Below are 23,193 nucleotides of genomic sequence, written 5' to 3' on the forward strand. Positions count from 1 at the left end.
CGGGATTATTCTTGAGTCAGAAAATCTGGAATTGAAAATTCACCAACGGAATCATTGGCGCTCTTGACAACTTTTTTAATAACGGCCTTCTTTTCTTTTTCACCGCCGGATAAAAAACCGGTAGCGATAACGGTAATCTTGATTTCATCGCCAAGCGATTCATCAATGGTGGCCCCAAAAATAACGTTGGCATCTGGATCTGACGCTTCTCTGGCGATGCTGGCAGCCTTATCCACTTCAAATAATGACAGGTCTTCACCAGCAGTGATATTAAGCAGTACACCGGTTGCGCCATCAATCTGGGTTTCCAGTAAGGGACTGAGAATCGCCTGTTTAGCAGCCTCTTCAGCACGGTTATCGCCGGTCGCCCGGCCAACACCCATATGAGCGAGTCCAGTATCTTTCATGATTGTTTTAACATCGGCAAAATCAAGGCTGATCAGACCTGGCATAGCGATGAGATCCGAAATACTCTTAACCCCCTGGAGTAACACATCATCGGCCAATTTAAAGGCATCCTTTAGCGAGGTTGATTTATCGGCCATTCTTAATAGCCGATCATTTGGGATCGTTACCAGCGAATCGACATTTTCCTGTAAAAATTCACTGGCAATCTGAGCATTACGCATCCGCACCCGGCCTTCAAAAGAGAACGGCTTAGTGACCACACCAATGGTTAAAATGCCCATGTCTTTGGCAATTTTTGCAATAATCGGAGCAGCTCCAGAGCCAGTTCCGCCGCCCATTCCTGCTGTTAAAAACAGGAGATCAGTGTCTTTGATCATATCGGCAATGGCATCTTTGCTTTCTTCAGCAGCTTTCTGTCCAATCTCAGGATTTCCTCCAGAACCTAGCCCTTGAGTGATTTTTTCCCCGATTTGAAGCTTCTTTTCAGACAAAGCTAAGGCCAGGGCTTGCTTATCGGTATTGATTGCAATAAAATCCACGCCCTTCATTCCGGCTTCAATCATGCGATTAATGGCGTTATTTCCGCCACCACCAACACCTATAACCCGAATTTTTGCAAAATTATCGTAATTCCCATCTAATTCAAACACTTTTATTCCTCCTCTTACTAAACAGCTTTCCCTACTAAATTGATATTACTTGTATCTTTTTTTCTGAAACACTTAGCTAATTTCAGTTGCTTTTAATCGTTTAAAACATCGCTTTCCCCCATTCGGGCTTAAAGAAATGTTCACCCCTTTATATTAACCTTTATTGACAAATTTTTCAACTATTGAATAATAAATTAAGTAAAATAACGTTAATATTTTATTGTTCACAATAATGTCTTGCCGAAATGCCGGGATGTAGCAGAATCTTTAGCGGGGTTTAATGACTGGTTTTGTCCCTGCGGCCAGATTAATAATCATGTTACTGGTGTTTTTATCCAGATTGGTTTGAATGTAAGCCTTATTATCGAGATAATTATTATAATCCCAAAGAATAATGACGGTTCCATTTTTAGTGACAATTTCGTAAGTGTTCACATCCGTCATCCGCACTTCGGAAATCTTTGCCAAGTTACCATCACTTTTCAAATCTTTCAGAATATTCATAACGGTATCAAAGCGCCAGTAGGGCTCAACCACCACTTCCTTACCGATCTCCGATATCGATACCGCATCACTGCCAAAAATTAATGGGATATCCGTTTTTCTTAAATACTCCCCGTCTTCAATCAGTTTTTTGTCTTCAGTGAGATAATAAACCTTGTTATCATAATTGACTGCACAAATCGGTACCGACTCAACCATGCGGATCAGAATCTTATTGGGCATGATCTTTGAAATTTCCAATTCATCCAGATTCATCAGGGCATTAATATTGTAATTTGCCTGATTGACATCGATCAAAAAAATACTTTCGCCCACGTTGATGCCTGATGCTTTTACAACGGTCTCAGTATCAACAATCTCATTTCCAACCACTTCTATTTCAGCAACATTAAATATTCCCAGATTAACAGCCTGATAAGCGCCAAAACTGATCGCACCAATTACCCCTAAAATAACCAGAATGGTAGTCAGCCCTTTCATGATCCGTTTTCGCTTATTGGCCTTTCGTTGCCGACGCCGTTGCTCCCGAAGTTCCTGCTTTGTCGGCTCGTGGTTTTGCGGTTTATTGATGATTTTTTCTTTGGGTTTCTTCTTCTTTGATCGTTTCATTAATTCTCCATTAATTTCTTGATTTCATCATAAATCCGATCTCCGGCATTATTTATACTGAGCGCTTTGGTAATTTGACCCATAGTCTGACGTTTTTTTTCGTCATCCAACAGCGTTTCAACCGTTTGAATCAGTAGCGCTCCAGTCAGATCTTTGTCTTTAATCAGAACCCCGCCGCCCGGATCCGTAATCACCCTGGCATTGAATTCCTGATGGTTTCCGGCGGCCATTGGGTAAGGTACCAGAATTGAAGGTACTCCCACCGCTTGAATTTCCGCCACTGACATGGCACCCGAACGGCTGATCACCAGATCCGCCGCCCCTAAAAGACGATGCACCTCATTACTGTAAGCTTCAACGAAAATATGACCGGATGGGAAAAGCCCCAGGTTTTGAACTTCTTTTTTGATCAACTGGTACTGATCTTTCCCGGTCAAATGATAAATGACCCGATCCTCCCGATTCTGATATGATGCAATCAGCGATAGCGCACTCTGATTGATGGAGCCAGCACCCTGGCTCCCACCCATAATCAGCACCATTTTTTGAGCATCAGAAAGGTTTAAGTGCTTTCGCAATTCGCAGCGGTTGATCTGATAATATTCTGCCCGCACCGGGTTTCCGGCCAGAAAGGTGCCTTCTCCGGGAAAGTATTGTTTTGCCTCATTAAAACTGATGGCAATTCGGTCGACCCGTTTGCCCAGCATCAAATTTGTTTTCCCGGGGTAGGCATTCTGTTCATGAATCATCGTTTTGATCTTTCGACGACTGGCAATTAAAAGCAGGGGTCCAGCGGTAAAGCCGCCAGTACCAATCACCAGGTCGGGCTGATGTTTGGCAATTATTTTTTTGGCATCGCTGAGTCCGTCAAAAATTCCTTTAATCGCTGCCAGAGTTTCCAGGGAAGCTTTTCGTTCAAAGCCCCTGACCCGAATATACTCAATCGGATAGCCATACTGGGGAATTATATTTTTTTCCATCCCAACCAGTGATCCAATAAAAATAATCTCGGCGCCGGGATTTTCTGTTTTTATCTTTTCAGCAATGGCCAGTCCCGGATAAATATGTCCCCCGGTTCCGCCAGCTGCAATCAGTACTTTCACCGTCTACCTCACAATCTTTTTCTTTTTCGCCGCTGGTTTTCTGGTCAGCTCCAATTTCTTGCCAAGATCAACATTTCTGGAAATATTCAGAATCGGCCCCATCATCCCGAATAGAATAACCATCGAGGACCCACCGGCACTGATAAAAGGCAGGGCCATCCCGGTTACCGGGATAATGGCTGAAGCCACCCCAATATTAACCAATACCTGAAATGCCAGTAGCAGCATAACACTGCTGGTATACAGATAGGCGAAGGTGTCCTGAGATTTTTGGGCAATCTGAAAGCCCCGCCAGATGACAAAGGCAAACAGCCCCAAAACCAGCAAACAGCCAATAAAACCGAATTCTTCGGCGATGTTGGCAAAGATAAAATCATTCTGTAACTCCGGTAAAAACAGATACTTCTGTTTGCCATTACCCAAGCCCCGGCCAAAAATTCCACCCGTCCCAATCGCTAACAGCGACTGGGAGATCTGGTAATCATACCCACCTTTGCCCAAAAAAACATTGAAACGATCGAGCCGCCAGGGTTCGGCGATCATTAAACCGACCACCGCCAATAATCCAAAGCCCAGATAGGGGTAGAAAAGTTTAAATTTTATCCCGCCAAAATAAAGCACCCCACCGGCGGCCAGAGCAATGGCCATGGCTGCACTTAGCGATGGTTCAATGGCCGTCAGCCCGCAGATCAGCCCCAGCGGCAGCATGCAATTTAATAAAAATGGCATGTTTTCTTTAATAATACCGGGTTTTCGGGAAATAATGGTGCTGAAATAAAGTATTACAGCAACCTTGGCTAATTCTGATGGCTGGAAGGTGGTCACTTTAAAATCGATCCACCGCCTGGCATCATTTACCTTCAGCCCGATTCCCGGGATTAAAACAATAATCAATAGAAAAACGGAAATCACAATGCCCACCAGATAGTATTTTTTATAAATCCGGTAATCGATCCTGCTCATAATCCCCATGACAGTCACACCCAAAATGACAAAAACCAGTTGTTTCAAGAACAGGGCGTAGCCTTTTTCACCACTGATTGTGGATGAGTACATGCTGGCACTGAATACCATAATCACCCCAATACCCGCTAATATCATCAAAGCAATCAAAAAGGGGCGATCTATTTTTCCATTCTTCATGGTTTACTCCTCGGTTTCTTATTGATTTTCGGTCACCAATCGCTTGAATACCCGACCGCGGATCTCATAATTGTCAAACATATCCCAGCTGGCACAGGCAGGCGATAACAAGACGGTATCGCCGGACTCTGCTTGTGCTTTGGCACAGGCAACCGCTTCCTCGTAATTGTCCACCTTGGTGATGGCTAAAACGCCCTTGGCCTTAGCCGCTTTAATCAGGTCATCGGCAGTCACGCCTAAGACAATCAGCAGTTTAACTCGTTTTGCTACCAGTTCCATCAGCTCAGAATAATCTTCTTTTTTATCATAGCCTCCGGCCAGCAGAATAATCGGTTCTTTTACCGCATTGAGCGCCGTGATGGTGGCATTGGTGTTGGTCCCTTTAGAATCGTTGATATAGGTCACCCCTGCAAAACAGCCAACCATTTCCAACCGATGTTCCACGCCTTTAAAGCTTCTCAGCACCTCGACAATAACATCCAACTGAACGTCTGAAAAATAAGCCAGAGTCAGTGCTGCCAGAGCATTCATGGTGTTGTGGGGCCCGATGATGCCCAGCTCATCTTCCCGACAAACAAAGATCTTTTCCTGGCCGTCATTGATATAGATTTCGCCATTTAAACACCAGGCACCATAAGCAACCGTTTTTTGATAACTGAACACTGCTTTTTTAGAAACTGCCTTTTCGCCCAATTGGCAGACTAAGGGGTCATCGCCATTGAGTACCAGCAGATCTTCACTGGTTTGATTTTCAAAGATTCGTCCCTTGGCATTCACATAGTTCTCCATCGTCAGGTGACGATCCAGATGATCAGGGGTCAGATTGAGAATCGCTGCCGCCCGGGGCCTAAAGGTATGAATGGTCTCCAGTTGAAAGCTGCTGATCTCGGTCACAAAGACTTCATCGGCGGTAGCGCTGTCGACATAGTTGGTAATCGGATCGCCGATATTTCCCACCACATAGGTTCCCCGGCCGGAAGCTTTGAATAGTTCGCCCAGCAGCGTTGTGGTGGTGGTTTTTCCATTGGTTCCAGTTACCGCAATAAAAGGTGTTCTTGTCAATCGATAGGCCGCTTCAACCTCTCCAGTGACAGGAATACCCTGTTCGTAGGCCGCTTGAATAATTGGGATGATCAGAGGAACTCCCGGACTGACCACCACTTCATCAATTACCTTTAAAATCTCCAGGCCTGGTTGCATTCCAAAAATCGATTCAAAATTGGGGTTTTTTTCATAATCCAGAATCTGGGGAAACTCTTTTAAAACAATTCCTGCTGCCCGGGTGTCCGTTAACACCACTGCTTCACCGTGTTTTAACAATAATTCGGTGACAGCAACCCCACTCCGTGCGGCTCCGATCACCAGAGTCCTTTTTCTCATAATGCGTTCTCCTATCCTAAACAAATAAATGCAATGGTTACAAAAATAGCGGTGGCGACCCAAAAAACGGTGACAACCCGGGTTTCGCTCCAGCCTGACAATTCAAAATGATGATGAATCGGAGCCATCTTAAAAAATCGCTTTCCCCCGGTGGATTTAAAATAGCCCACCTGAATGACAACCGATAAGGCCTCGATGACAAACAGTGCTCCAGCAATCAGCAAAAAAATCTGCAACTGGGTGATAATGGCCATCACCACCACCGCTCCGCCTAATGCCATGGAACCGGTGTCTCCCATAAAAATGTCCGCCGGATTGGAATTATGTCTTAAAAAGCCCAAACAGCCACCAATGATGGCACCAATAAAAATACTGGTATTGGCCTGGGGCAAAATCAGTGAACCCACAAAAAAGAATATGGCAACAATCAGGGTAACGCCTGACGCCAATCCGTCCAAACCATCGGTTAAATTAACCGCATTGACAATTGATACCACGGCAAAAAAAGTAAAAGGTACATACCAGATTCCAAAATCAACAGTCCGATTCAGCAAGGGTATCACCAGTTCCGAACCAATGGCTGGTGAATAATAGGCATAGAGGGCAATGACCAGCGCACCAATACATTGCAGTGCCATTTTCTGCCAGGCCCGCAGTCCCAGATTATGTTTTTTTGCGACCTTAATATAATCATCAATAAATCCGACACAACCAAAATAGAGCATCACCAGAATCGGAAAAAAATCCCAGCTTCCAATCAACGCCGATAAAACAATAAACGCCACCAGAACGCCCAATTGAATCACCAGGCCCCCCATGGTTGGCGTCCCCGATTTTTCCAGATGGCTTTGCGGGCCTTCTTCCCGGATCGCCTGCCCGAATTTCAGGCGTTTAAGCATCGGGATAAAGCGGGGTGTCACAAAATAGACAACCAAAAAGGAAATCAGTAGACTAATCAACCCTGTTTGCAAACTTGTCATTTCCATTCTTTTCCACCTTCCTTGATAAAATCAATCACCCGTTCCAATCGCATACCCCGGGATGCTTTGATCAGAATAATATCGCCCGGCTCAATAAGCTCTTTTAAACAGGCCCCGGCCGCCAGTGCATCGGCAACCTGATAGACGCTTCCGGCATGATCATAACCCTGACAAATCGCCTGTCCCAGCTGGCCAACACCAATCAGAAGCTCTGCTTTATCCCTGGCATAGTTTCCTACTTCAACATGGGCTGCCGGTCCATGTTCGCCCATTTCCAGCATGTCCCCCAGAACGGCAATCTTTCGCTGGTAGTCACTCCCCAGCGCCGCTAAAACATCCAGCGAGGCTTTCATGGCATCCGGATTGGCATTGTATGAGTCATTTATCACCTTAATTGAGCCCATCGTGAAAATATCCATCCGATTGCCGCTGGGAACAAAAGCGTCCAGCCCGCTTTGAATTTCTGCTTGAGTCATTCCATAAAAATACCCCAAACCGATCGCTACCAGGCAATTATAAACATTATGTTTGCCAGGGTAGTTAAATGTATAGACTTCTTTGCGTTCTTCCCAGGCCACCTGGATTTTCAGGCCCGCTTGAGTTGATGTATAGTGGGTGGCTTTAACAGCATGTTCCCCATCAATACCAAAGGTTCTAACCTGGTAAGGACGCTTCTCTGTTTTTATTTTCTTCAAAAAATCATCATCACCATTTACATAGGCTACACCATCAGCAGTTAAGGTTTGAAGAATTTCTTTTTTGGCCAGGAAAATATTATCCTGGGTTCCCAAGCGTTCAATATGGCTCAGACCAACATTGGTGATCACACTGATTGATGGATCCACCAACTCGATTGATTTTTTTATATCTCCCAGATGATCCATGCCCATTTCGATCACGGCGATTTGATGATTTGGTCCCAAATTAAATAAGGTCTGGGGAATACCGTACTCATTATTGAAGTTTCCTTCTGTTTTTAACGTATTGAACTTTTGCGACAGCACTGCGGCCACCAGGTCTTTGGTGGTTGTCTTGCCACTACTGCCAGTTATGGCAATCACTGGCAGATTGTAACGATGCCGGTTAAAGCTGGCCAATGCTTTCATCGCCGCCAGGGTGGAGTCCACATAAATGACCGTCATTTTCGCTGGGAAGGAGCGGTTTCGCTCCTGAGTCAGACAAACCATCGAACCATTTGAAAAGGCCTGACTGATGTAATCATGACCGTTATTGGTTTCCCCGATAATGGGGATATATAATGCATTATTATTAATTTTACGGCTGTCGATGGCCACATTTGTAATCGACATTGCGGGATTACCCTGGAGCAATCCTCCCCGGGTTATCTGAAGTATTTCATCAATACTGATACTTTCCATGGATACTACCTGAACTTTCTTTCGTATTTGAGTCCGTTCATCGGCGTTGTGCCGTCCTTACCAACAAAACACGTTGCCCAAAAAGACCTAGATATTATATCAAACTTTAAACATAAAGAAAAGCAAGGATTTCCCCCTCGCTTTTCTTTTCATCTTTTATGGGGTAAATGTTACGCTGACGTCACTGCCCTTTTCCACAACCGTTGTTGCAGCTGGTGTCTGACTTGATGCAAAACCATTCCCGGTTATCTTAAGCTTAAGTCCTAATCCCGTGAGGATTTCATTGGCACTTTGAATCGATAACCCTTTTAAGTCAGGAACAATGACCGTTCCAGCTGCCGTACTGTCATCATTTCCCAAAGCCAGGATCAATTCACTATTCGGATCGTAAACCGAATTGGTGGGTAAGCTTTGACTGACCACTGTGGAACCGCTGGTGGCTGGATCAACGACATATTTTATTCCCTTTTCATTAAGAATACTGGCTGCAAAATCAATGTTCTGTCCGACCAGGTCGGGCACCGTGATGGTTCCTTTTTGAATTTCTTCAGTTGCTGCGCCACTGAGGGTGGTATCTGCCGAGTTATAATTGAGGGCCTGTTTGATCAGACTGATGGCAGTTGGCGCTGCACTGGTGCTTCCATAGGCCCCTGCCGCCGGCTCATCCAATACGACGTACACCGAATACTTGGGATCTTCCACCGGGGAAAAGCAATAAAAGGAAGTAACATACTTGGAACTGGAATACTCACCATCGATAAACTTTTCAGCCGTCCCGGTTTTCCCGCCAATGCTGTAACCTTCTGAGAGTGCAGTCATATCGGCATCATAACCCACCACCTTGCGCATGATTTCTCTGGTGGCAGCCGATGTTTCTTTTGAAATAATCTGTTTCGGGGACTCACTTGCCTGTCCCTTGGTTTCACTGGAAATAATGGTCGGTTTGACATAATAGCCATTATTGACAACACAGTTCAAGGCACTGACGATTTGAATTGGCGTTACTGCCAAACCCTGCCCAAATGAAAAGGTCGCATAATCGACTTCGTTGACACCACCATTTGCGGTGGACAAACGATTGACAATCCCGGCTTCCTCACCATCCAACTCAATACCAGTGGTTTCACCCAGTCCAAAATTATAGACATACTGATAGAAAACATCGGGGTTCAATTTTTCAATAATCTGTACCAGTCCGGGATTACAGGAATGGGCAATGGCATCCGATACGGTAACACTGCCATGGGGCCCAGTCGCGCAGTTGATTACAGCATCACCAATTTGAATCGATCCCCCACAATAAACCACCGTATCTGGGGTAACTACCCCTTCTTCCAGAGCAGCCGCCCCGGTCAGGGCTTTAAAGGTCGAACCGGGTTCGTAGATAAAACTGACGGCCTGATTTTTATACATCTCAGCCAGTTTTTCCTGCTCGGTTTTGCCCGTCAAATCCGCTGCATGGGTAGCTGCAAAATTGGCATCCAGGGTAAACGGATCGTTAAGGTTATAATCCGGAGTGGTGGCCATGGCCACCACTTCACCGGTTTTTGTTTCCATCACGATCGCCGTTACACTCTTTGTTTTCCAGGTTGCTGCCGCTTCTTCCACCGCCTTTTCAGCCATCAGCTGAATATTACTGTCGATGGTTAAGACAATATCTTCCCCCTGAACCGGTTCTTTTAATATTTTGGTTTGGGATGGAATCTGGTTGCCATCAGCATCTTTCTGAAAATAAACAACCCCGTCTTCACCACTTAAGACATCTTCATAAGTTGCTTCGACACCATAGAGTCCACTATAATCGGTACCGGTAAAACCGAGAATATAGGAGGCGAAGTTCCCGTTGGTATAATACCGCCGGTAATCATCCAGCAGTTCAATGCCATTGTAACTCTCGATTTCGCCATCTTCATCCTTAATCGCTTCCGATTCTTTGATTTCCAGTGCCAGGGCGTTGTCCACCTTCCCTAAAATCAGCACCGGCTGGTTTTCTTTTCGGGTGGCTTTGTCATAGAGCGTTTCATAATTATAATCCAGATCTTTAGCAATTGCCGATGCTACTGCCTCGGGATCTTTTATATTAATCGGTTCAAAATACAAGGTACCATCTTCAACCGTCACCCCGGCAAAGTTATGACTGAGCACAATGACCGCCGCACCCTGGCTGATCCCAGTTTTTACCTCAACAATATCATTCTCCAGAACGGAGATCTTTTTCTGAATTTCTTCAATCTTCAAGCCCAATTTGCTACTAAGTGTTTTGGCCAGACGTTCCGGGTCTTCGACCTCATATGGAATGACGTTAACTGCCGTAGCCGAAGAATCCTTGGCCAGCACATTTTTGTTTCGGTCATAAATGTCGCCCCGGGATGCCTTGATTGGCACTTCTTCAACAAGCTGATCAACTTGCCGTTCATATTTTCCGGTTGAGTTTACAATTTGCAGGGAAAATAATTTCCCAATAACAATAATTAAGCACAATGAAAGTACAACCATGGCAATCATAATGCGATTCTGCTTGCCGACCGGTCCAATCTCTCGTTGTGCCTTCTTTTTTATATTCACATTTTTTCTCCACATTTTTATTTAGCTAAGCTTACCTGATTCAGCTTAAATAAACCCTAACTAAAACAAATTTTCAAACCAGCTTCTGACAATTTGTGAGTCTGTCATCAGTGATTCGTCTGCTTTTTCAGTTACCAGCTCCCGCCGGTATTGCTCCTGAACCGGCTCAGTCATCCCATAACCTCTGGCCTGGGCCTCAATCGATTGAAGGTTCATGTTGGTGACCAGCTGACCTTCTTTGCTGTCATTAACCTGTACGGCATCCTCCAGTGTTTTCTGAAGCTCCCGGATCTCCGTGTTTTTTTCGGTTATGACGGCATGTTGAAACAAGATGCCGATCATCGCCACAAACGCTAACAGGCCAATGATCATCACATATGAACTTGTGGTCATCCGCTTCCTGTTTTGTTTCGGCATTTTAACTCTTTTTTGCGTAGTTGCCATGGAACACTCCTTTGTTTAACTTTCTGTTCCCAGCTTTTCGACAATCCGCAGCTTAGCACTACGCGAACGTCGGTTTTCTTCCAGCTCATCAGCCCCTGGGACCATTGGTTTTCTGGAAATAAGTTTTACCACCGGCAATTTTCCACAAACACATTGGGGAAAATCTGCAGGGCAGGTACAGGGGTTGGCTTTATCTTTAAACAGTTGCTTGACTACCCGATCCTCCAGGGAATGAAAGGTGATCACGCACATTCTGCCGCCTGGTTTGAGGGCTTCCAGCCCCTGGTTCAAGGCATCTTCCAATATCTTTAGTTCCCCATTGACTTCCAGTCGAATAGCTTGGAAGGTTTTACGTGAGGGATGTTTTTCTTTAAAACGTTCCTTGGGCGGATATGCATTTTTAACTATTTCACTTAATTCCAGCGTGGTAGTGATTCGTTTAAGCGTTCTGGCTTTAACGATGGATTTTACAATTTGACTGGCAAATTTTTCTTCGCCATAAAGAAATAGTATTTTTTTTAGTTCTCCGGGAGCGTAGTCATTTACCACCATTTCGGCGGTTAAATCTGCCGACTGGTTCATCCGCATATCCAGCGGACCATCGTTATGATAAGAAAAGCCTCGGGTATCGTCATCCAGTTGAAATGACGAAACCCCGAGGTCATATAGAATACCGTCGATCCCAAAGAGATGGAGGCCCTTTAGAACCTTGGCTAAACTGGCAAAATTACTTTTTACAAAATGTCGCTGACAGGCAAAGGCCGCCAAGCGATTCTTCGCATACTCCAAAGCAAAATCATCCTGATCGATGCCAACCAAAATGCCGCTTTCATCGAGTGACTCACAAATCCATTGAGAATGGCCACCACCACCCAGAGTGCAATCCACATAGATGCCTTTTGGTTTGATGTCCAGACCGTCAATGGATTCCCGCAATAATACAGTGGTATGTGAAAATGTTTGTGGTTTCATTTATATTCCCAGCATTGCCATGTTATTGGCAATGTCCTCATAGTTTAAGTCTTCATTATCGTTATAGTCCGTCCACAGTTGACTGTCCCATATTTCCAGGCGATTTGACACCCCGATAATGGTTACCTCTTTGGTAATTTTTGCATATTTTCGCAAAGAAAGTGGTATGCTGGCTCGACCCTGTCGATCCAATTCGCAGTCAGCAGCACCAGCAAAGAAAAATCGGGTAAACGCCCGGGCATCTTTATCCGATACCGGCAGTGCTTTTAATTTACTTTCAAAATTACCCCACTCTTCCATGGAAAAAACAAACAGGCAGCAATCCAGTCCTTTTGTTAGAACAAATTCTCCGCCCAGAGATTCTCTGAATTTTGAAGGAATGATCAATCGTCCCTTGTCGTCGATATTATGTTCATACTCTCCAAAAAACATTCAGATCCTCCTCCTTCTTACTTTACTCTTCCATTTTCTTCCACATTATACCACACTCCACCACCCTTCACAAGTTACGAAAGCGGCTATTAAGCAAAAAACAAAGATTTATTTTGTTAAAAATTCCCTACATTTGTATTGATTTTACATCAAATAGCTTAAAAATAAATTCGCCTGTTACTGATTGTTCTTAATTTCTACATTAAAACTTGTGATTGTATCCGTTTTGGTTTAAACTAATAAAATAATGAAAATTAAGGAGTTATTTTAAATGAGAGCAGTAGTTACGGTTATTGGAAAAGACCGCACCGGAATAATTTATAATGTATCTAAAATTCTGGCTGAAAATGAAGTCAATATCGAAGACATCAGCCAGACGGTTATGCATGATTTTTTCACCATGATCATGCTGGTGGACATGTCAAATATGTCTGTCGATTTTAATGTCCTGAAAAACGCCCTGGAAACCGTTGGCGAAGACATCGGGATGTCAATCCGCATTCAGCATGAAGATCTTTTCAATGCCATGCACACCATTTAGGCGGCCTGATTATGGCAATGTTTAAAGACGTCCTTGAGACGGTAAGAATGATTGAAAAAGAGCGATTGGACATCCGTACCATCACCATGGGAATTTCATTGCTGGATTGCATTGATTCCTCCGGAGCCAAAAGCCGCCAGAAAATTTATGATAAGATCACGCGCTTAGCCGAAAACCTGGTTAAAGAAGGGGAGCGGATTGAAAATGAATTGGGCATCCCGATTGTCAATAAACGCATCTCGGTGACCCCGATATCACTCATCGCTGGTAGCAGTGATGATCTTAACTATGTTGAATACGCCAAAATCCTCGATGCCGCTGCCGCAACCGTCGGGATTAACTTTATCGGCGGTTTTTCAGCCCTGGTTCCCAAGGGTTTCACCAAAGGCGACCGGATTCTGATCGACTCCATTCCTGAAGCTCTGGCAACCACCAATTGCGTCTGTTCATCGGTTAATCTTGGTTCCTCAAAAGCCGGTATTAATATGGACGCTGTTAAACGACTGGGTGAGGTGATTAAAGAAACCGCCTACCTGACCCGGAATGCTGATTCGATCGGCTGTGCCAAGTTTGTGGCCTTTGCCAATGCCGTCGAAGACAATCCCTTTATGGCTGGCGCCTTTCACGGCGTCGGCGAAGCGGAATCGGTTCTCAATGTCGGGGTCAGCGGCCCCGGTGTTGTCAAGCGGGCCCTGGAAAAAGCCCAGGACGCTTCCTTTGGCGAAATGGCCGAAATTATCAAAAAAACCGCTTTTAAAATTACCCGAGCCGGTCATCTGGTTGGCACAACGGTCGCTGAACGCCTGAATGTCCCCTTTGGTATTTTAGATTTATCCCTGGCACCAACTCCCGAAATCGGCGACAGCGTGGCTCGAATTCTGGAAGAAATGGGCCTGGAACATTGTGGTACCCATGGGACTACCGCAGCACTGGCGATGCTTAATGATGCCGTTAAAAAAGGTGGTATTATGGCATCCACCTCGGTAGGTGGCTTCAGTGGCGCCTTTATCCCGGTCAGTGAAGACGAAGGGATGATTGAAGCAGTCGAATGCGGCGCTCTGACCTTTGATAAACTGGAAGCCATGACCAGCGTCTGTTCAGTTGGGATCGATATGGTCGCCATCCCGGGTGACACCCCAGCTTCCACCATTTCTGGTATTTTAGCTGATGAAGCCGCCATCGGCGTCATCAACAATAAAACCACCGGGGTTCGGGTAATTCCCGTTTATGGCAAAGACGTCGGCGATACTGCCGAATTTGGTGGCCTTCTGGGACGAGCTCCGATTATGCCCATCAATAAAAATGACTGTTCAGTTTTTGTAAATCGTGGCGGTCAGATCCCAGCCCCGATTCACAGCTTTAAAAACTAACAACGGATCAACCCAGGAGGCCTGCAACAGCAGGTCTCCTGTTTTATACAAGGAGTAACTAAATGAATCAAGAATTATGGGAAAAATGTGTAACCTTTCACGGACATCACTGTCCGGGCCTGGCGATTGGCGTCCGGGCTTCGCTGGAAGCGATCAAAGCGCTTTCGCTCGATATGAGCAGCAATGACAAAATTGTCTGTGTCGCCGAGAATGAATCCTGCAGTGTTGATGGAATCCGGGTGGTGCTGGAATGCACTGGCCAAAAAGGCAATCTGTTTTTCATTCAAGGTGGAAAACAGGCTTTTTCGGTTTTTAATCAAACCACCGGTGCGAGTGTCCGGTTGATTTTAAAAGAGCTGCCAGCAATGGAGCGTGATGAAATGGAAGACTTCCTGCTGAATGAACCTGATGCATCAAATTTATTTGATTTTGAAAAACCCCATTTTGAATTGCCTGAACAGGCTTAATTCCCTCGATATTTTTAATAACACCGTCAAGCTCAGTCTCTAATCACTGTGGTGGCGGTGTTTTTTAATCGCTATGCGATCACCGATTTATGATACCAGCTGGCGACGCTGATATGGTATACTATAGGCAACCAATAAACCTATAATTATCGAACGAGGTATACCGATGTTTACTCTGCCAACTTACACAGCTCCTGATTTTACAGAAAGCTTTTTTGTTAAAGCCCCCAGTGTTCGAACCATGCCAGCTCCCATGAATGGGGTGGTTCCGGAAAACTTTTATGCCACCACTATCTTCCCCGAATATTTTAAAATTCATGATAGCTGGCAGCTAATGGCTGAAAGCCGGATGGACTGCGTGGTCGTGATCGCCGATGATCGGCCCCATGCCATTGAATTCAGAAACGTCAAGAAAGGCGATGCGGTTGTGGTTGGACGTCATGAAGACGGCGAAAACGGTGTTTATGTCGATCATTTTGCTTTCAGAAAAAAACAGGAAAACGGCGATAACTTCTCGTTTCGAACGTCAAACTCCCGGGAAACCGCTTACTCCCGGGACTATGACCGACTTTATGAATTACTCGAGTTTGAACGAGAGAACGGCTATATTTTGTGGGTTCTCGGCCCGGCGGTTACCTTTGATCAGGACTCCCGCAATGCCATGACCCATCTGATCGAGATGGGCTATGTCGATGCCCTCTTTGCAGGTAACGCACTGGCAACCCACGATTTGGAATCCCACTTTTTTAACACCGCTTTGGGTCAGGACATTTACTCCAAAGAAAATAAGTCCCTGGGTCACTATCATCATATTGAAACCATCAATCGGGCCAGGAGCTGCGGTTCCCTGAAAAACCTGATCGAAAAATATAAAATTACGGATGGTATCGTCAGTTCCTGTATTACCAATAATATTCCCCTGGTTTTAGCCGGTTCGATTCGGGATGATGGCCCCTTACCGGGCGTCTATGCTGATGTTTACAGCGCCCAGGATGCGCTGCGGGTACACACCAGAAAAGCCACCACGATCATCTGTCTGGCAACCCAACTCCATACCATTGCCACTGGCAATATGACCCCCTCCTACCAGGTCATTAATGGCGCAGTGCGACCGGTTTATTTTTATACTGTTGATATCTCCGAGTTTGTGGTAAATAAACTCAAAGATCGGGGCAGCCTCAGCTCCAAATCAATTATCACCAATATCCAGGATTTTGTCGTCAACTTGCAACGCAATTTATCGTTAAAGTAATGTACGTACGCAAAAAAAAGACTTCTGCCGAAGCAAAAGTCTCTACCACTCGATGATAAACTACATAATAGATGGCAAAATTAATGGTAGTACGGAAAAATTAATCAATTGCAGCACCCAGATCGTACAGGCTGGCGGGTCAATGTGACTATCTGCATAACTGTTAAAGGTTAAACCGGCAAACTCTCCGATTAAAGCACCCAAAACCCCAGTGATGGCGGCAGCAATAATCGCTGCCAATGGGCTTAATGTACCCGAGAATACAACAATCGCGGTGGATGCTGCTGGCAATACGATATGATGACAGCCATAGAAAGGTAGTCCCATGCAGGCAAAAATCAGTCCAAATGCGGCGATCCCAAAGGCAAAGCCACCCATCTGTGAGAAAATATATGCGGCTTCTTCAGAACCAGCCAACGCCATGTTTCCAAAAGCTGCCACGATTCCGCCAACCAGAATCCCAAATCCGGCACCGATCACCAGGGTGAAAATCATGTCTGAACCCTGAGGCAGATAATGCCGGGTCACACCGGCTGGCGTTTTTCCGGTTAAACCAGAATTTGTGAAAAGCAAACGCACCAGAATCGCCGAAATAACCACGCTTAAGGCAACCGTATCGGTCCACGCTGCTGATCCAAATACATTAGCTCCGATTAGGGTGCCAATGGTAAAGTTTAATAAGTAACCAATAATACCAAAGATTCCACCAACCAGCAGTACTGAAGCGTCTTTTAAGCCAGCAAGCGGTGTGATAATATCGCCGCCGACTTCCAATTTACCAATTTTTTTAGCATAACCGGCAGCTGCTACTGCACCAGCAAAAGCAATACATGGTGAGAACCATGATCCAAAGCTGACGATACCAATCGCTGGCGCTCCGAAATCTCCGGCAAGAATTGCGGCAACAACTGTTAACCCGGTAAAAATAAATGATGGCACACCGCCGATGGCAGCTGCAAACAGCCCGCCGCCAAACGCAGCAATTAATAATGTTAAGTCCATTTCTTTTCTCCTTTTAATTGTATTGAGATTATCGTAAACACATTAACGTTCATCGAGTGGCTCTGATAATGTTTACAAGATCAGTTTAACAAGAAGAACAAAATTTTGCTATGGTCATCATTGCCAAAATATCTATTCATCTTTGTGCATTAATCACAAGTCAAACGATTAGCATCATGGGCAATCAATAATATCCATCAAACTGTTTTATGATCTAACACTTATTCTTCGCAAAATAAAAAAAGAGCCTGAGCTCTCTTAAATTAAGGGGTTTAGTATAAACTTTACGCCATGCTAAACAGGGGTCACAATCCCTATGTGCTATCATATCCTATTTTTTAGTTAAAATCATCAGCCCTTGGTTACAAAACAGCATGGTTAATCTGTGCATTCTGCACAGATAATTGCTCAATTCATTATACACTTTTAAACTTTTCGGTTTATCATCCCATTTTTATCACAACACTTATTGATGTCTAAGAAATTCTAAAATCCGAAACGAATAGGCTAAATCAAATTGAACCTTTGGATCAGCAAGATCAAGCTGAGTAAGGGCCTTAATCCGCTCCATGCGATAGCTGAGCGTATTGCGATGGATGTGGAGATTTGCGCAGGTTTCTTTGTAATTACATCCATGATCAATCAGTGTATTTAACGTATAAAACAATTCTGATTGATGCTGACGGTCATATTTCTCAAGGATCAGCAAGCTGCTTTGCACAAAGTCCTTAAGATTATTTCTTGTGTCACCATGAATCTTTTCAATCAGATGAAAAAATTTGTAATCCCCATAATGGTAGAATCGCTTTTTTTGATGAACAGACACACCGATTCGGATAGCTGCCCCCGCCTGTAAATAATAGTACTGAAAATTTTCAATCCCATTAAAAAAATCACTCATCCCAATTCGTAGGCCGTGTTTTTCCATAAAACTCTTCAGACGTCTGATTCCTTTTTCGGTTTTTTCTTTTTCCAGGTCGGTACATAAAACAACCATTTGATTGCCATAAAAAATTGCATGGGATTTCGGAAAAACATGATAAAAATCATCTCGTAATGAATCTTTGATCCCTTCCTGATAGAGACCATCGTCATTTTGCTCCGAAACCAGTACACACAGATTGTTACTGCTGTTTAGCTCCGATTCCAGAACCCATGATTTAAAATCAGCGTTTTCCTTATCTCGGCCTTCAATCAAATCCATCAGAATACCCTCATTCATGTTGCCACGAATATATTTATATTGGGGAATTTTTAGAATAATCTCTGTTAACACCTCGTTGGCCAAAAGCAACAACTCTAGATGCTGATTTGTCACTTCTGCATCTTGAAAAAACATCACCATGGCACCAGCATATTTTTCCCGGATAATCACCGGAGACACCAATACCTTCGACTCACTTTCCAGACCAACTATATAAGGTGTTCGTTCCTTGGGAAAACGTTTGACTTCTTCAATGTTGACAATTTCAAATATAAACTCATGGCTGCAAAAGCCTTTGGCGATGGCTAAATTCCAGGAGGGATCGGTGATCTCATTGGTTCGGCTGACGCCGCGAATGGAAAAGTTGATATCAATAAAAACCACCGGTTTTTCCATCAGATAACTGATGGTTTCCACCACCTCTTCGACTGTGTGATTATCCAGTAATAGACTTAATAAGCGATTGCTCTGTCGGTATCTCAGTTCAGTTTGACTTTCCATCGTTGTGCTTTATTTTTTACTCCATTTCAATTGTTTAAATACCTTGCCTATGCTATCGTTGATGACAAGGTTCGCCCGTGAATCCATCGGGGTTGAGGATTTATTGACCAGAACCAGATTTCTACCCCGATAATAATCGATCAAACCTGCCGCCGGGTAAACGCCCAGCGACGTTCCGCCAATAATCAACACGTCAGCATTACTGATGGCCGCAACCGACTGATTCATCACATCGCTATCGAGCCCTTCCCCATATAAAACCACATCTGGCTTGATGGTTCCGCCACAACTGCATTTAGGTACTCCCTGACTTTCCTCGATCATATTAACCGGATAAAACTGATGACAGCGCATACAGTAATTGCGATGAACCGATCCATGCAACTCAAGCACCCGTTTACTACCGGCCAATTGATGGAGTCCATCAATATTCTGAGTAATGACTGCTGTCAACAGCTGTTGTTTCTCCAGCTCTGCCAGTTTTTGATGGGCATCATTGGGTTTTGCCTGCAGATAGAGCATTTTATTCCGGTAAAAATGATAGAATTCTTCTGTGTTATTTATAAAAAATTCATGGGAAAGAATCGTTTCCGGCGGATAACGATAGGTTTGATTGTAGAGCCCATCGACACTCCTAAAATCAGGAATACCACTTTCTGTGGATACGCCAGCGCCACCAAAAAACACAATATTTCCAGCCTTGGCAATCATTTCTTGTAACATTTCGATCTCGTTCATGATTTGACCTCTTTTTTAATATTTTTTGTTAACCTATTTTTCTCAGGAAGTATTTTACCATATCCAGTCCCTTATTTCCTGACTGTTCACAATAACAATCCCCATATCGATCAGCAAATCCATGACATCCTGATAACACAAAAGTATCAACCGTTTCCTTCTGATTAAGTCGAGGAATGATTGACCGCACCTCAAAGGATGCCTCCTGCTCCGAAAAAATCAGCAGGCAGGGACAGACTGGGCTGACATCAAGATAGTCTCTGATTCGTGACCCGTAAAATCCGATCATTCCATCACAATATGGATTTTCTGTCAAACGCCAGGCGATGGTTGCTCCCACACTTGAACCAAAAACAATAATTTTATTATAAAATTTCTTTAATTCTTCAATGTCGGTAGCAATTTCACGATATCGTTCAAAGCTGTTATTCTCTACAAACGCCTGGTAAGCTTCATTGCTTTGAGCGTATTGATAAACACGTTCTTCCGGACTTAAATCCACACAAAAAATGTCATAATCCTGCACTCTAAAAAACTCTGCCCAGTCATGAATATACTGATTCATCCCATAAATTTCCGGAATGATTATAACCGCTCGTTCTGCTTCTGAGTCCTGCCGGGACATTTTTTTCAACACCATTTCTTTTAAAACCGCTGCATGTCATCGTATCTTTACGATAATTGCATCCTCCCATATAAATTCGTTAAAAACCGTCATCCCCATAAAAAAGCCACTGCAAAAATTATTCTTGCAGCGACTTCTATAACAGATAAAAATAGTATCCATCGTCATTTAATCTTCGGCGATTACAATCAAACCATCCATTTCTCCCAAGCTAACCATCGTTGATTTACTGGGATTAATATAAATACCGTAATCCTTTTTAGCATCCTTTTGTTCTGCCGCAATCACATAACCAATAACGATTTCGTTCTTCCTTTTTGCTGCTTCAACCAGCGTATAATAATTAACTGCTTTATCTGGCTGAATGTATTTTGACGCCCTTTTTATATAAAGCTCCGAACCATCTGCATCAAACAGGTCTTCAAAGACAGTATTAATCATTCTGTTTTCCGAAACCTGAGTTAGCATTAAACTGATCAGTTTTTCACTGACAATAAAGTCGTTGACTCTGGTTACTTCGGCCAGTTTCTTATTTCTAAAATCCAGCATTTCACTGACAACTGAAAAACGACAGTTCAGTTTTTCGGAAATATCTCGAAGCTGAAGCAGAACGACCAGCGTATTGGCATCTGACTCCTGCACATCGAGTTCCGAATTATTTGACAGGATGATGACATGATCGTAATTTTTGACCATCAGTTCGTCTAAAATCCGGCGATCTTTTGGATCTCCCTTCAATAATTCGATTTGCTGATTCACTACCTGACTAAGAGCAATTTGAAACTCTTCGTCTTCAACACAATCTGATACAACAGTCAAAAGCGAACCTTGCGGTACATAATTGTCAATTTCCTGAATAATTAAGTGAGCATTGTCATTCCAACCTAGGATCAGCGTCTTTTCGGGTCGGTCCGGTTGCGATGATGCGTTTTGACGAATTGCTTCAACATCAACCGAAGATTGCTGATCTGATTTTACTCGAATCGTATCATCATCTTCTGAAATGGCAATAATTTGGTCTCCCGGTTTTAGTACCGTGTCCATCGGCGGGTTCAAATATGTTTTCCCCTGGGACTGAACGCCGATCACCGTTGATTTCTCAAACAAAAACAGGGTCTCGCCAAATGTTTTTCCAATCGCTTCTGGACAATCACTGAAATAAATTTCATCACCGCCAAAATCCAGTAGTTCAGTGTAAACTGTCGAAAGACCTGGCTGACGGCAGGTTTGAGCAATTATGCGGGAGATGAGTGTATCACTGAGAATTATTTCCGCCTGATTGTTTCCGGCAATTTGGGCCACTTGAACGTTCTCAGGATCTCGCAAGACGGTAACAATATTATAAGGCTCACTGCGCTTATTCGGATTATTGGTAATAGCCAGAATCGTCTTTATTACTCGGGTATCATCCTCCGGAATGATGATAATTGATCGGGACGTATTTAAACTGACGATTTCCAGATCATCAATATCGATTGGATTTCCCTGACGGGTGACGATTCGGGTCGTTTTTAGATCGGTGATCCGCTCACGAATGGCGTCATCCATTTCGGACTTATCATGATTCCCCATCACAACAATACAAGCATGTTTACGATTGCTGTTCGCTTCAATCAATTCTTCAATAATTGTAAAAATTTGCTCAGACCATCCCAGAATAATGGTTTGATCCTTTTCAATCACTCGGGATCTTCCTTTTCTTAGCGATTCCAATTTTGCTTCAATCCCAGTTGTTAAAATCCCAATCAGGATACTGAGGATAAAGATACCGCCAAGCGTAGTGACAAACATTAAAAAGATATAACCAGCACTACCGGTATCTCCACTGACCGTTCCAGAATCAATGGCACGCATTAATCCCATCCACAGCAGCTCAGTAAAACTTGAGGTTGGCCCGGATTGGGTAATCCAGACGATCAAGGAAATCACAGCAATCATAATTGCCGTCGCACTGGCTAATGACAATAATAGTATACCCGTTCCTTTTGACATCAGATTGTCAAATTTGTACCTAAGTTTTTCTAAAAATCCAACTTCATCCATCTTACACCTCTTTAAAGTTATTAGTTATAGCCGATTGTCTCGTCTAATGATAATTATTTGAAGGAGTCTATTCTATTTCATTTATAATTTTTACATTTTATCACATTCAGCCATTCGCTTCAATCACTGTTGACACCCTTTTTTTGCAATTGACGATTTCGAATCTTTTTTCCTACACGTCAGAATCTTTATCTTTCTTTTTTTTGAAAAGATTGCCCAAATACATTCCCATTAATGATAAACACCCATATATGCAACCATATATAACTACTTTCATATATATCATCGAGAATACAAGCGGGAGAAAAATGATGCTTATAAAAACCGGATAAAACCAGACGATACCATTTTTAAATCCATATACAAACCCAGCTATTAAACAATATCCGGGAATAATCAAGAGCATAAAGAACAAAAAATATTTTGAATCCGGCTCCAGCATCGGCAAGATAAAAAAGATCACGGCTGTCATTACCAGATATGGTAATACCGGCAATAATAATGGTAAGTTTTTTTTCATTATCGGCTCCCATGACATTTACTACTGAAATTATATTAGTGCATTCCTTTATTATAACATGAATCTCTCATGTTATCGATATTTTATAGTATACATCCGTTTCAGATTGCTCCTAAAATTACTGTCGTTAAATGAAGCTGCAACTCCGCTCCGTTTCACTGCGCCTGCGTTTGGGGCCTCGCCCCATAAAAAAATAGATTCATAATGACAGATATTAAGTATCCTTATATCTTTCTCATAACTTTACTGCCGTTTACTCGCTCATGCGGCACTTCGACTCCGCTACGCTGCGCCTCAGTCGCGTCAGTCGCCAGATGGCTCCTTCCTTAAAATATAAAAAATAGAGACCAAAAAACAAATA

Annotated in this window: 21 protein-coding genes; 4 read left to right on the top strand and 17 right to left on the bottom strand. The window is 43.6% G+C overall.

Going from position 1 to position 23,193, the window contains the following annotated elements; all coding sequences use genetic code 11:
- Positions 1–5: 5 nt before the first annotated feature.
- The 11 genes from ftsZ to mraZ all read right to left on the bottom strand — a co-directional run bounded on the left by ftsZ (position 6) and on the right by mraZ (position 12,569).
- The gene (gene ftsZ / locus ACWI_RS08885) at positions 6–1,058 is read right to left on the bottom strand and encodes a cell division protein FtsZ (RefSeq protein WP_035356806.1); all 1,053 of its coding nucleotides are present in this window, start codon (positions 1,056–1,058) and stop codon (positions 6–8) included.
- Positions 1,059–1,325: 267 nt separating this feature from the next.
- Positions 1,326–2,171 (bottom strand): cell division protein FtsQ/DivIB, encoded by an 846-nt coding sequence (locus ACWI_RS08890; protein ID WP_070371082.1) that lies wholly within the window; start codon positions 2,169–2,171, stop codon positions 1,326–1,328.
- On the bottom strand, positions 2,171–3,274 hold the full coding sequence (gene murG, locus ACWI_RS08895) for an undecaprenyldiphospho-muramoylpentapeptide beta-N-acetylglucosaminyltransferase (protein WP_070371083.1): 1,104 nt from the start codon (positions 3,272–3,274) through the stop codon (positions 2,171–2,173). The genes ACWI_RS08890 and murG overlap by 1 nt, the downstream gene beginning before the upstream one ends.
- Positions 3,275–3,277: 3 nt before the next feature.
- The gene (gene ftsW, locus ACWI_RS08900; protein ID WP_070371084.1) at positions 3,278–4,417 is read right to left on the bottom strand and encodes a putative lipid II flippase FtsW; all 1,140 of its coding nucleotides are present in this window, start codon (positions 4,415–4,417) and stop codon (positions 3,278–3,280) included.
- A gap of 18 nt (positions 4,418–4,435) precedes the next feature.
- Positions 4,436–5,797 carry a UDP-N-acetylmuramoyl-L-alanine--D-glutamate ligase gene (murD, locus tag ACWI_RS08905; protein WP_070371085.1) on the bottom strand — a complete coding sequence of 454 codons (1,362 nt, stop codon included), beginning with the start codon at positions 5,795–5,797 and terminating at the stop codon, positions 4,436–4,438.
- An 11-nt stretch (positions 5,798–5,808) separates the two neighbouring features.
- Positions 5,809–6,783: a phospho-N-acetylmuramoyl-pentapeptide-transferase gene (gene mraY, locus ACWI_RS08910; protein ID WP_070371086.1), complete on the bottom strand. Its 975-nt coding sequence runs from the start codon at positions 6,781–6,783 to the stop codon at positions 5,809–5,811.
- Positions 6,774–8,156 (bottom strand): UDP-N-acetylmuramoyl-tripeptide--D-alanyl-D-alanine ligase, encoded by a 1,383-nt coding sequence (locus ACWI_RS08915; protein ID WP_070371087.1) that lies wholly within the window; start codon positions 8,154–8,156, stop codon positions 6,774–6,776. The genes mraY and ACWI_RS08915 overlap by 10 nt, the downstream gene beginning before the upstream one ends.
- A 156-nt stretch (positions 8,157–8,312) precedes the next feature.
- On the bottom strand, positions 8,313–10,721 hold the full coding sequence (locus ACWI_RS08920; RefSeq protein WP_070371088.1) for a PASTA domain-containing penicillin-binding protein: 2,409 nt from the start codon (positions 10,719–10,721) through the stop codon (positions 8,313–8,315).
- 60 nt (positions 10,722–10,781) lie between these two features.
- Positions 10,782–11,165, bottom strand: coding sequence for a hypothetical protein (locus tag ACWI_RS08925; protein WP_070371089.1), 384 nt, complete (start codon positions 11,163–11,165; stop codon positions 10,782–10,784).
- A gap of 15 nt (positions 11,166–11,180) precedes the next feature.
- Positions 11,181–12,137: a 16S rRNA (cytosine(1402)-N(4))-methyltransferase RsmH gene (rsmH, locus tag ACWI_RS08930; RefSeq protein ID WP_070371090.1), complete on the bottom strand. Its 957-nt coding sequence runs from the start codon at positions 12,135–12,137 to the stop codon at positions 11,181–11,183.
- Positions 12,138–12,569, bottom strand: coding sequence for a division/cell wall cluster transcriptional repressor MraZ (mraZ, locus tag ACWI_RS08935; protein ID WP_070371091.1), 432 nt, complete (start codon positions 12,567–12,569; stop codon positions 12,138–12,140).
- A gap of 271 nt (positions 12,570–12,840) precedes the next feature.
- Here mraZ and ACWI_RS08940 point away from each other — a divergent pair, with 271 nt between their 5' ends.
- The 4 genes from ACWI_RS08940 (at position 12,841) to ACWI_RS08955 (ending at position 16,199) form a co-directional block, all read left to right on the top strand.
- On the top strand, positions 12,841–13,110 hold the full coding sequence (locus ACWI_RS08940; RefSeq protein WP_070371092.1) for an ACT domain-containing protein: 270 nt from the start codon (positions 12,841–12,843) through the stop codon (positions 13,108–13,110).
- A gap of 11 nt (positions 13,111–13,121) precedes the next feature.
- A complete protein-coding gene (locus ACWI_RS08945; protein ID WP_070371093.1) occupies positions 13,122–14,480 on the top strand; it encodes a PFL family protein in 1,359 nt (452 codons plus the stop codon).
- A gap of 62 nt (positions 14,481–14,542) precedes the next feature.
- Positions 14,543–14,947: a formylmethanofuran dehydrogenase subunit E family protein gene (locus tag ACWI_RS08950; protein WP_070371094.1), complete on the top strand. Its 405-nt coding sequence runs from the start codon at positions 14,543–14,545 to the stop codon at positions 14,945–14,947.
- A 166-nt stretch (positions 14,948–15,113) separates the two neighbouring features.
- A complete protein-coding gene (locus ACWI_RS08955) occupies positions 15,114–16,199 on the top strand; it encodes a putative NPN-dependent ornithine cyclodeaminase (RefSeq protein ID WP_070371095.1) in 1,086 nt (361 codons plus the stop codon).
- Positions 16,200–16,259: 60 nt separating this feature from the next.
- On the opposite strand, the gene ACWI_RS08960 is transcribed toward ACWI_RS08955, so the two are convergent.
- The 6 genes from ACWI_RS08960 to ACWI_RS08985 all read right to left on the bottom strand — a co-directional run bounded on the left by ACWI_RS08960 (position 16,260) and on the right by ACWI_RS08985 (position 22,832).
- Positions 16,260–17,201, bottom strand: coding sequence for a DUF7973 family transport facilitator (locus tag ACWI_RS08960; RefSeq protein WP_070371096.1), 942 nt, complete (start codon positions 17,199–17,201; stop codon positions 16,260–16,262).
- A gap of 466 nt (positions 17,202–17,667) precedes the next feature.
- Positions 17,668–18,906, bottom strand: a complete 1,239-nt coding sequence (locus tag ACWI_RS08965) for a PucR family transcriptional regulator (protein WP_070371097.1) — start codon at positions 18,904–18,906, stop codon at positions 17,668–17,670.
- A gap of 9 nt (positions 18,907–18,915) precedes the next feature.
- The gene (locus ACWI_RS08970) at positions 18,916–19,644 is read right to left on the bottom strand and encodes an NAD-dependent protein deacylase (RefSeq protein ID WP_070371098.1); all 729 of its coding nucleotides are present in this window, start codon (positions 19,642–19,644) and stop codon (positions 18,916–18,918) included.
- A gap of 28 nt (positions 19,645–19,672) precedes the next feature.
- The gene (locus ACWI_RS08975; RefSeq protein WP_070371099.1) at positions 19,673–20,269 is read right to left on the bottom strand and encodes a dienelactone hydrolase family protein; all 597 of its coding nucleotides are present in this window, start codon (positions 20,267–20,269) and stop codon (positions 19,673–19,675) included.
- 168 nt (positions 20,270–20,437) lie between these two features.
- A complete protein-coding gene (locus ACWI_RS08980; protein ID WP_070371100.1) occupies positions 20,438–22,312 on the bottom strand; it encodes a CASTOR/POLLUX-related putative ion channel in 1,875 nt (624 codons plus the stop codon).
- A gap of 172 nt (positions 22,313–22,484) precedes the next feature.
- A complete protein-coding gene (locus tag ACWI_RS08985) occupies positions 22,485–22,832 on the bottom strand; it encodes a hypothetical protein (RefSeq protein ID WP_070371101.1) in 348 nt (115 codons plus the stop codon).
- Positions 22,833–23,193: the final 361 nt, after the last annotated feature.

Source organism: Acetobacterium wieringae, from assembly GCF_001766835.1.
GTDB lineage: Bacteria > Bacillota > Clostridia > Eubacteriales > Eubacteriaceae > Acetobacterium > Acetobacterium wieringae.

Bases quoted from the DNA above. Each gene is read 5' to 3' on its own strand.
- ACWI_RS08915 (WP_070371087.1), bottom strand. From the start codon at position 8,156: ATGGAAAGTATCAGTATTGATGAAATACTTCAGATAACCCGGGGAGGA.
- ACWI_RS08925 (WP_070371089.1), bottom strand. From the start codon at position 11,165: ATGGCAACTACGCAAAAAAGAGTTAAAATGCCGAAACAAAACAGGAAG.
- ACWI_RS08890 (WP_070371082.1), bottom strand. From the start codon at position 2,171: ATGAAACGATCAAAGAAGAAGAAACCCAAAGAAAAAATCATCAATAAA.
- ACWI_RS08965 (WP_070371097.1), bottom strand. From the start codon at position 18,906: ATGGAAAGTCAAACTGAACTGAGATACCGACAGAGCAATCGCTTATTA.
- ACWI_RS08970 (WP_070371098.1), bottom strand. From the start codon at position 19,644: ATGAACGAGATCGAAATGTTACAAGAAATGATTGCCAAGGCTGGAAAT.
- ACWI_RS08955 (WP_070371095.1), top strand. From the start codon at position 15,114: ATGTTTACTCTGCCAACTTACACAGCTCCTGATTTTACAGAAAGCTTT.
- ACWI_RS08945 (WP_070371093.1), top strand. From the start codon at position 13,122: ATGGCAATGTTTAAAGACGTCCTTGAGACGGTAAGAATGATTGAAAAA.
- ACWI_RS08975 (WP_070371099.1), bottom strand. From the start codon at position 20,269: ATGTCCCGGCAGGACTCAGAAGCAGAACGAGCGGTTATAATCATTCCG.
- mraY (WP_070371086.1), bottom strand. From the start codon at position 6,783: ATGGAAATGACAAGTTTGCAAACAGGGTTGATTAGTCTACTGATTTCC.
- murD (WP_070371085.1), bottom strand. From the start codon at position 5,797: ATGAGAAAAAGGACTCTGGTGATCGGAGCCGCACGGAGTGGGGTTGCT.
- ACWI_RS08960 (WP_070371096.1), bottom strand. From the start codon at position 17,201: ATGGACTTAACATTATTAATTGCTGCGTTTGGCGGCGGGCTGTTTGCA.
- rsmH (WP_070371090.1), bottom strand. From the start codon at position 12,137: ATGAAACCACAAACATTTTCACATACCACTGTATTATTGCGGGAATCC.
- mraZ (WP_070371091.1), bottom strand. From the start codon at position 12,569: ATGTTTTTTGGAGAGTATGAACATAATATCGACGACAAGGGACGATTG.
- ftsW (WP_070371084.1), bottom strand. From the start codon at position 4,417: ATGAAGAATGGAAAAATAGATCGCCCCTTTTTGATTGCTTTGATGATA.
- ACWI_RS08980 (WP_070371100.1), bottom strand. From the start codon at position 22,312: ATGGATGAAGTTGGATTTTTAGAAAAACTTAGGTACAAATTTGACAAT.
- ACWI_RS08950 (WP_070371094.1), top strand. From the start codon at position 14,543: ATGAATCAAGAATTATGGGAAAAATGTGTAACCTTTCACGGACATCAC.
- ACWI_RS08985 (WP_070371101.1), bottom strand. From the start codon at position 22,832: ATGAAAAAAAACTTACCATTATTATTGCCGGTATTACCATATCTGGTA.
- ACWI_RS08940 (WP_070371092.1), top strand. From the start codon at position 12,841: ATGAGAGCAGTAGTTACGGTTATTGGAAAAGACCGCACCGGAATAATT.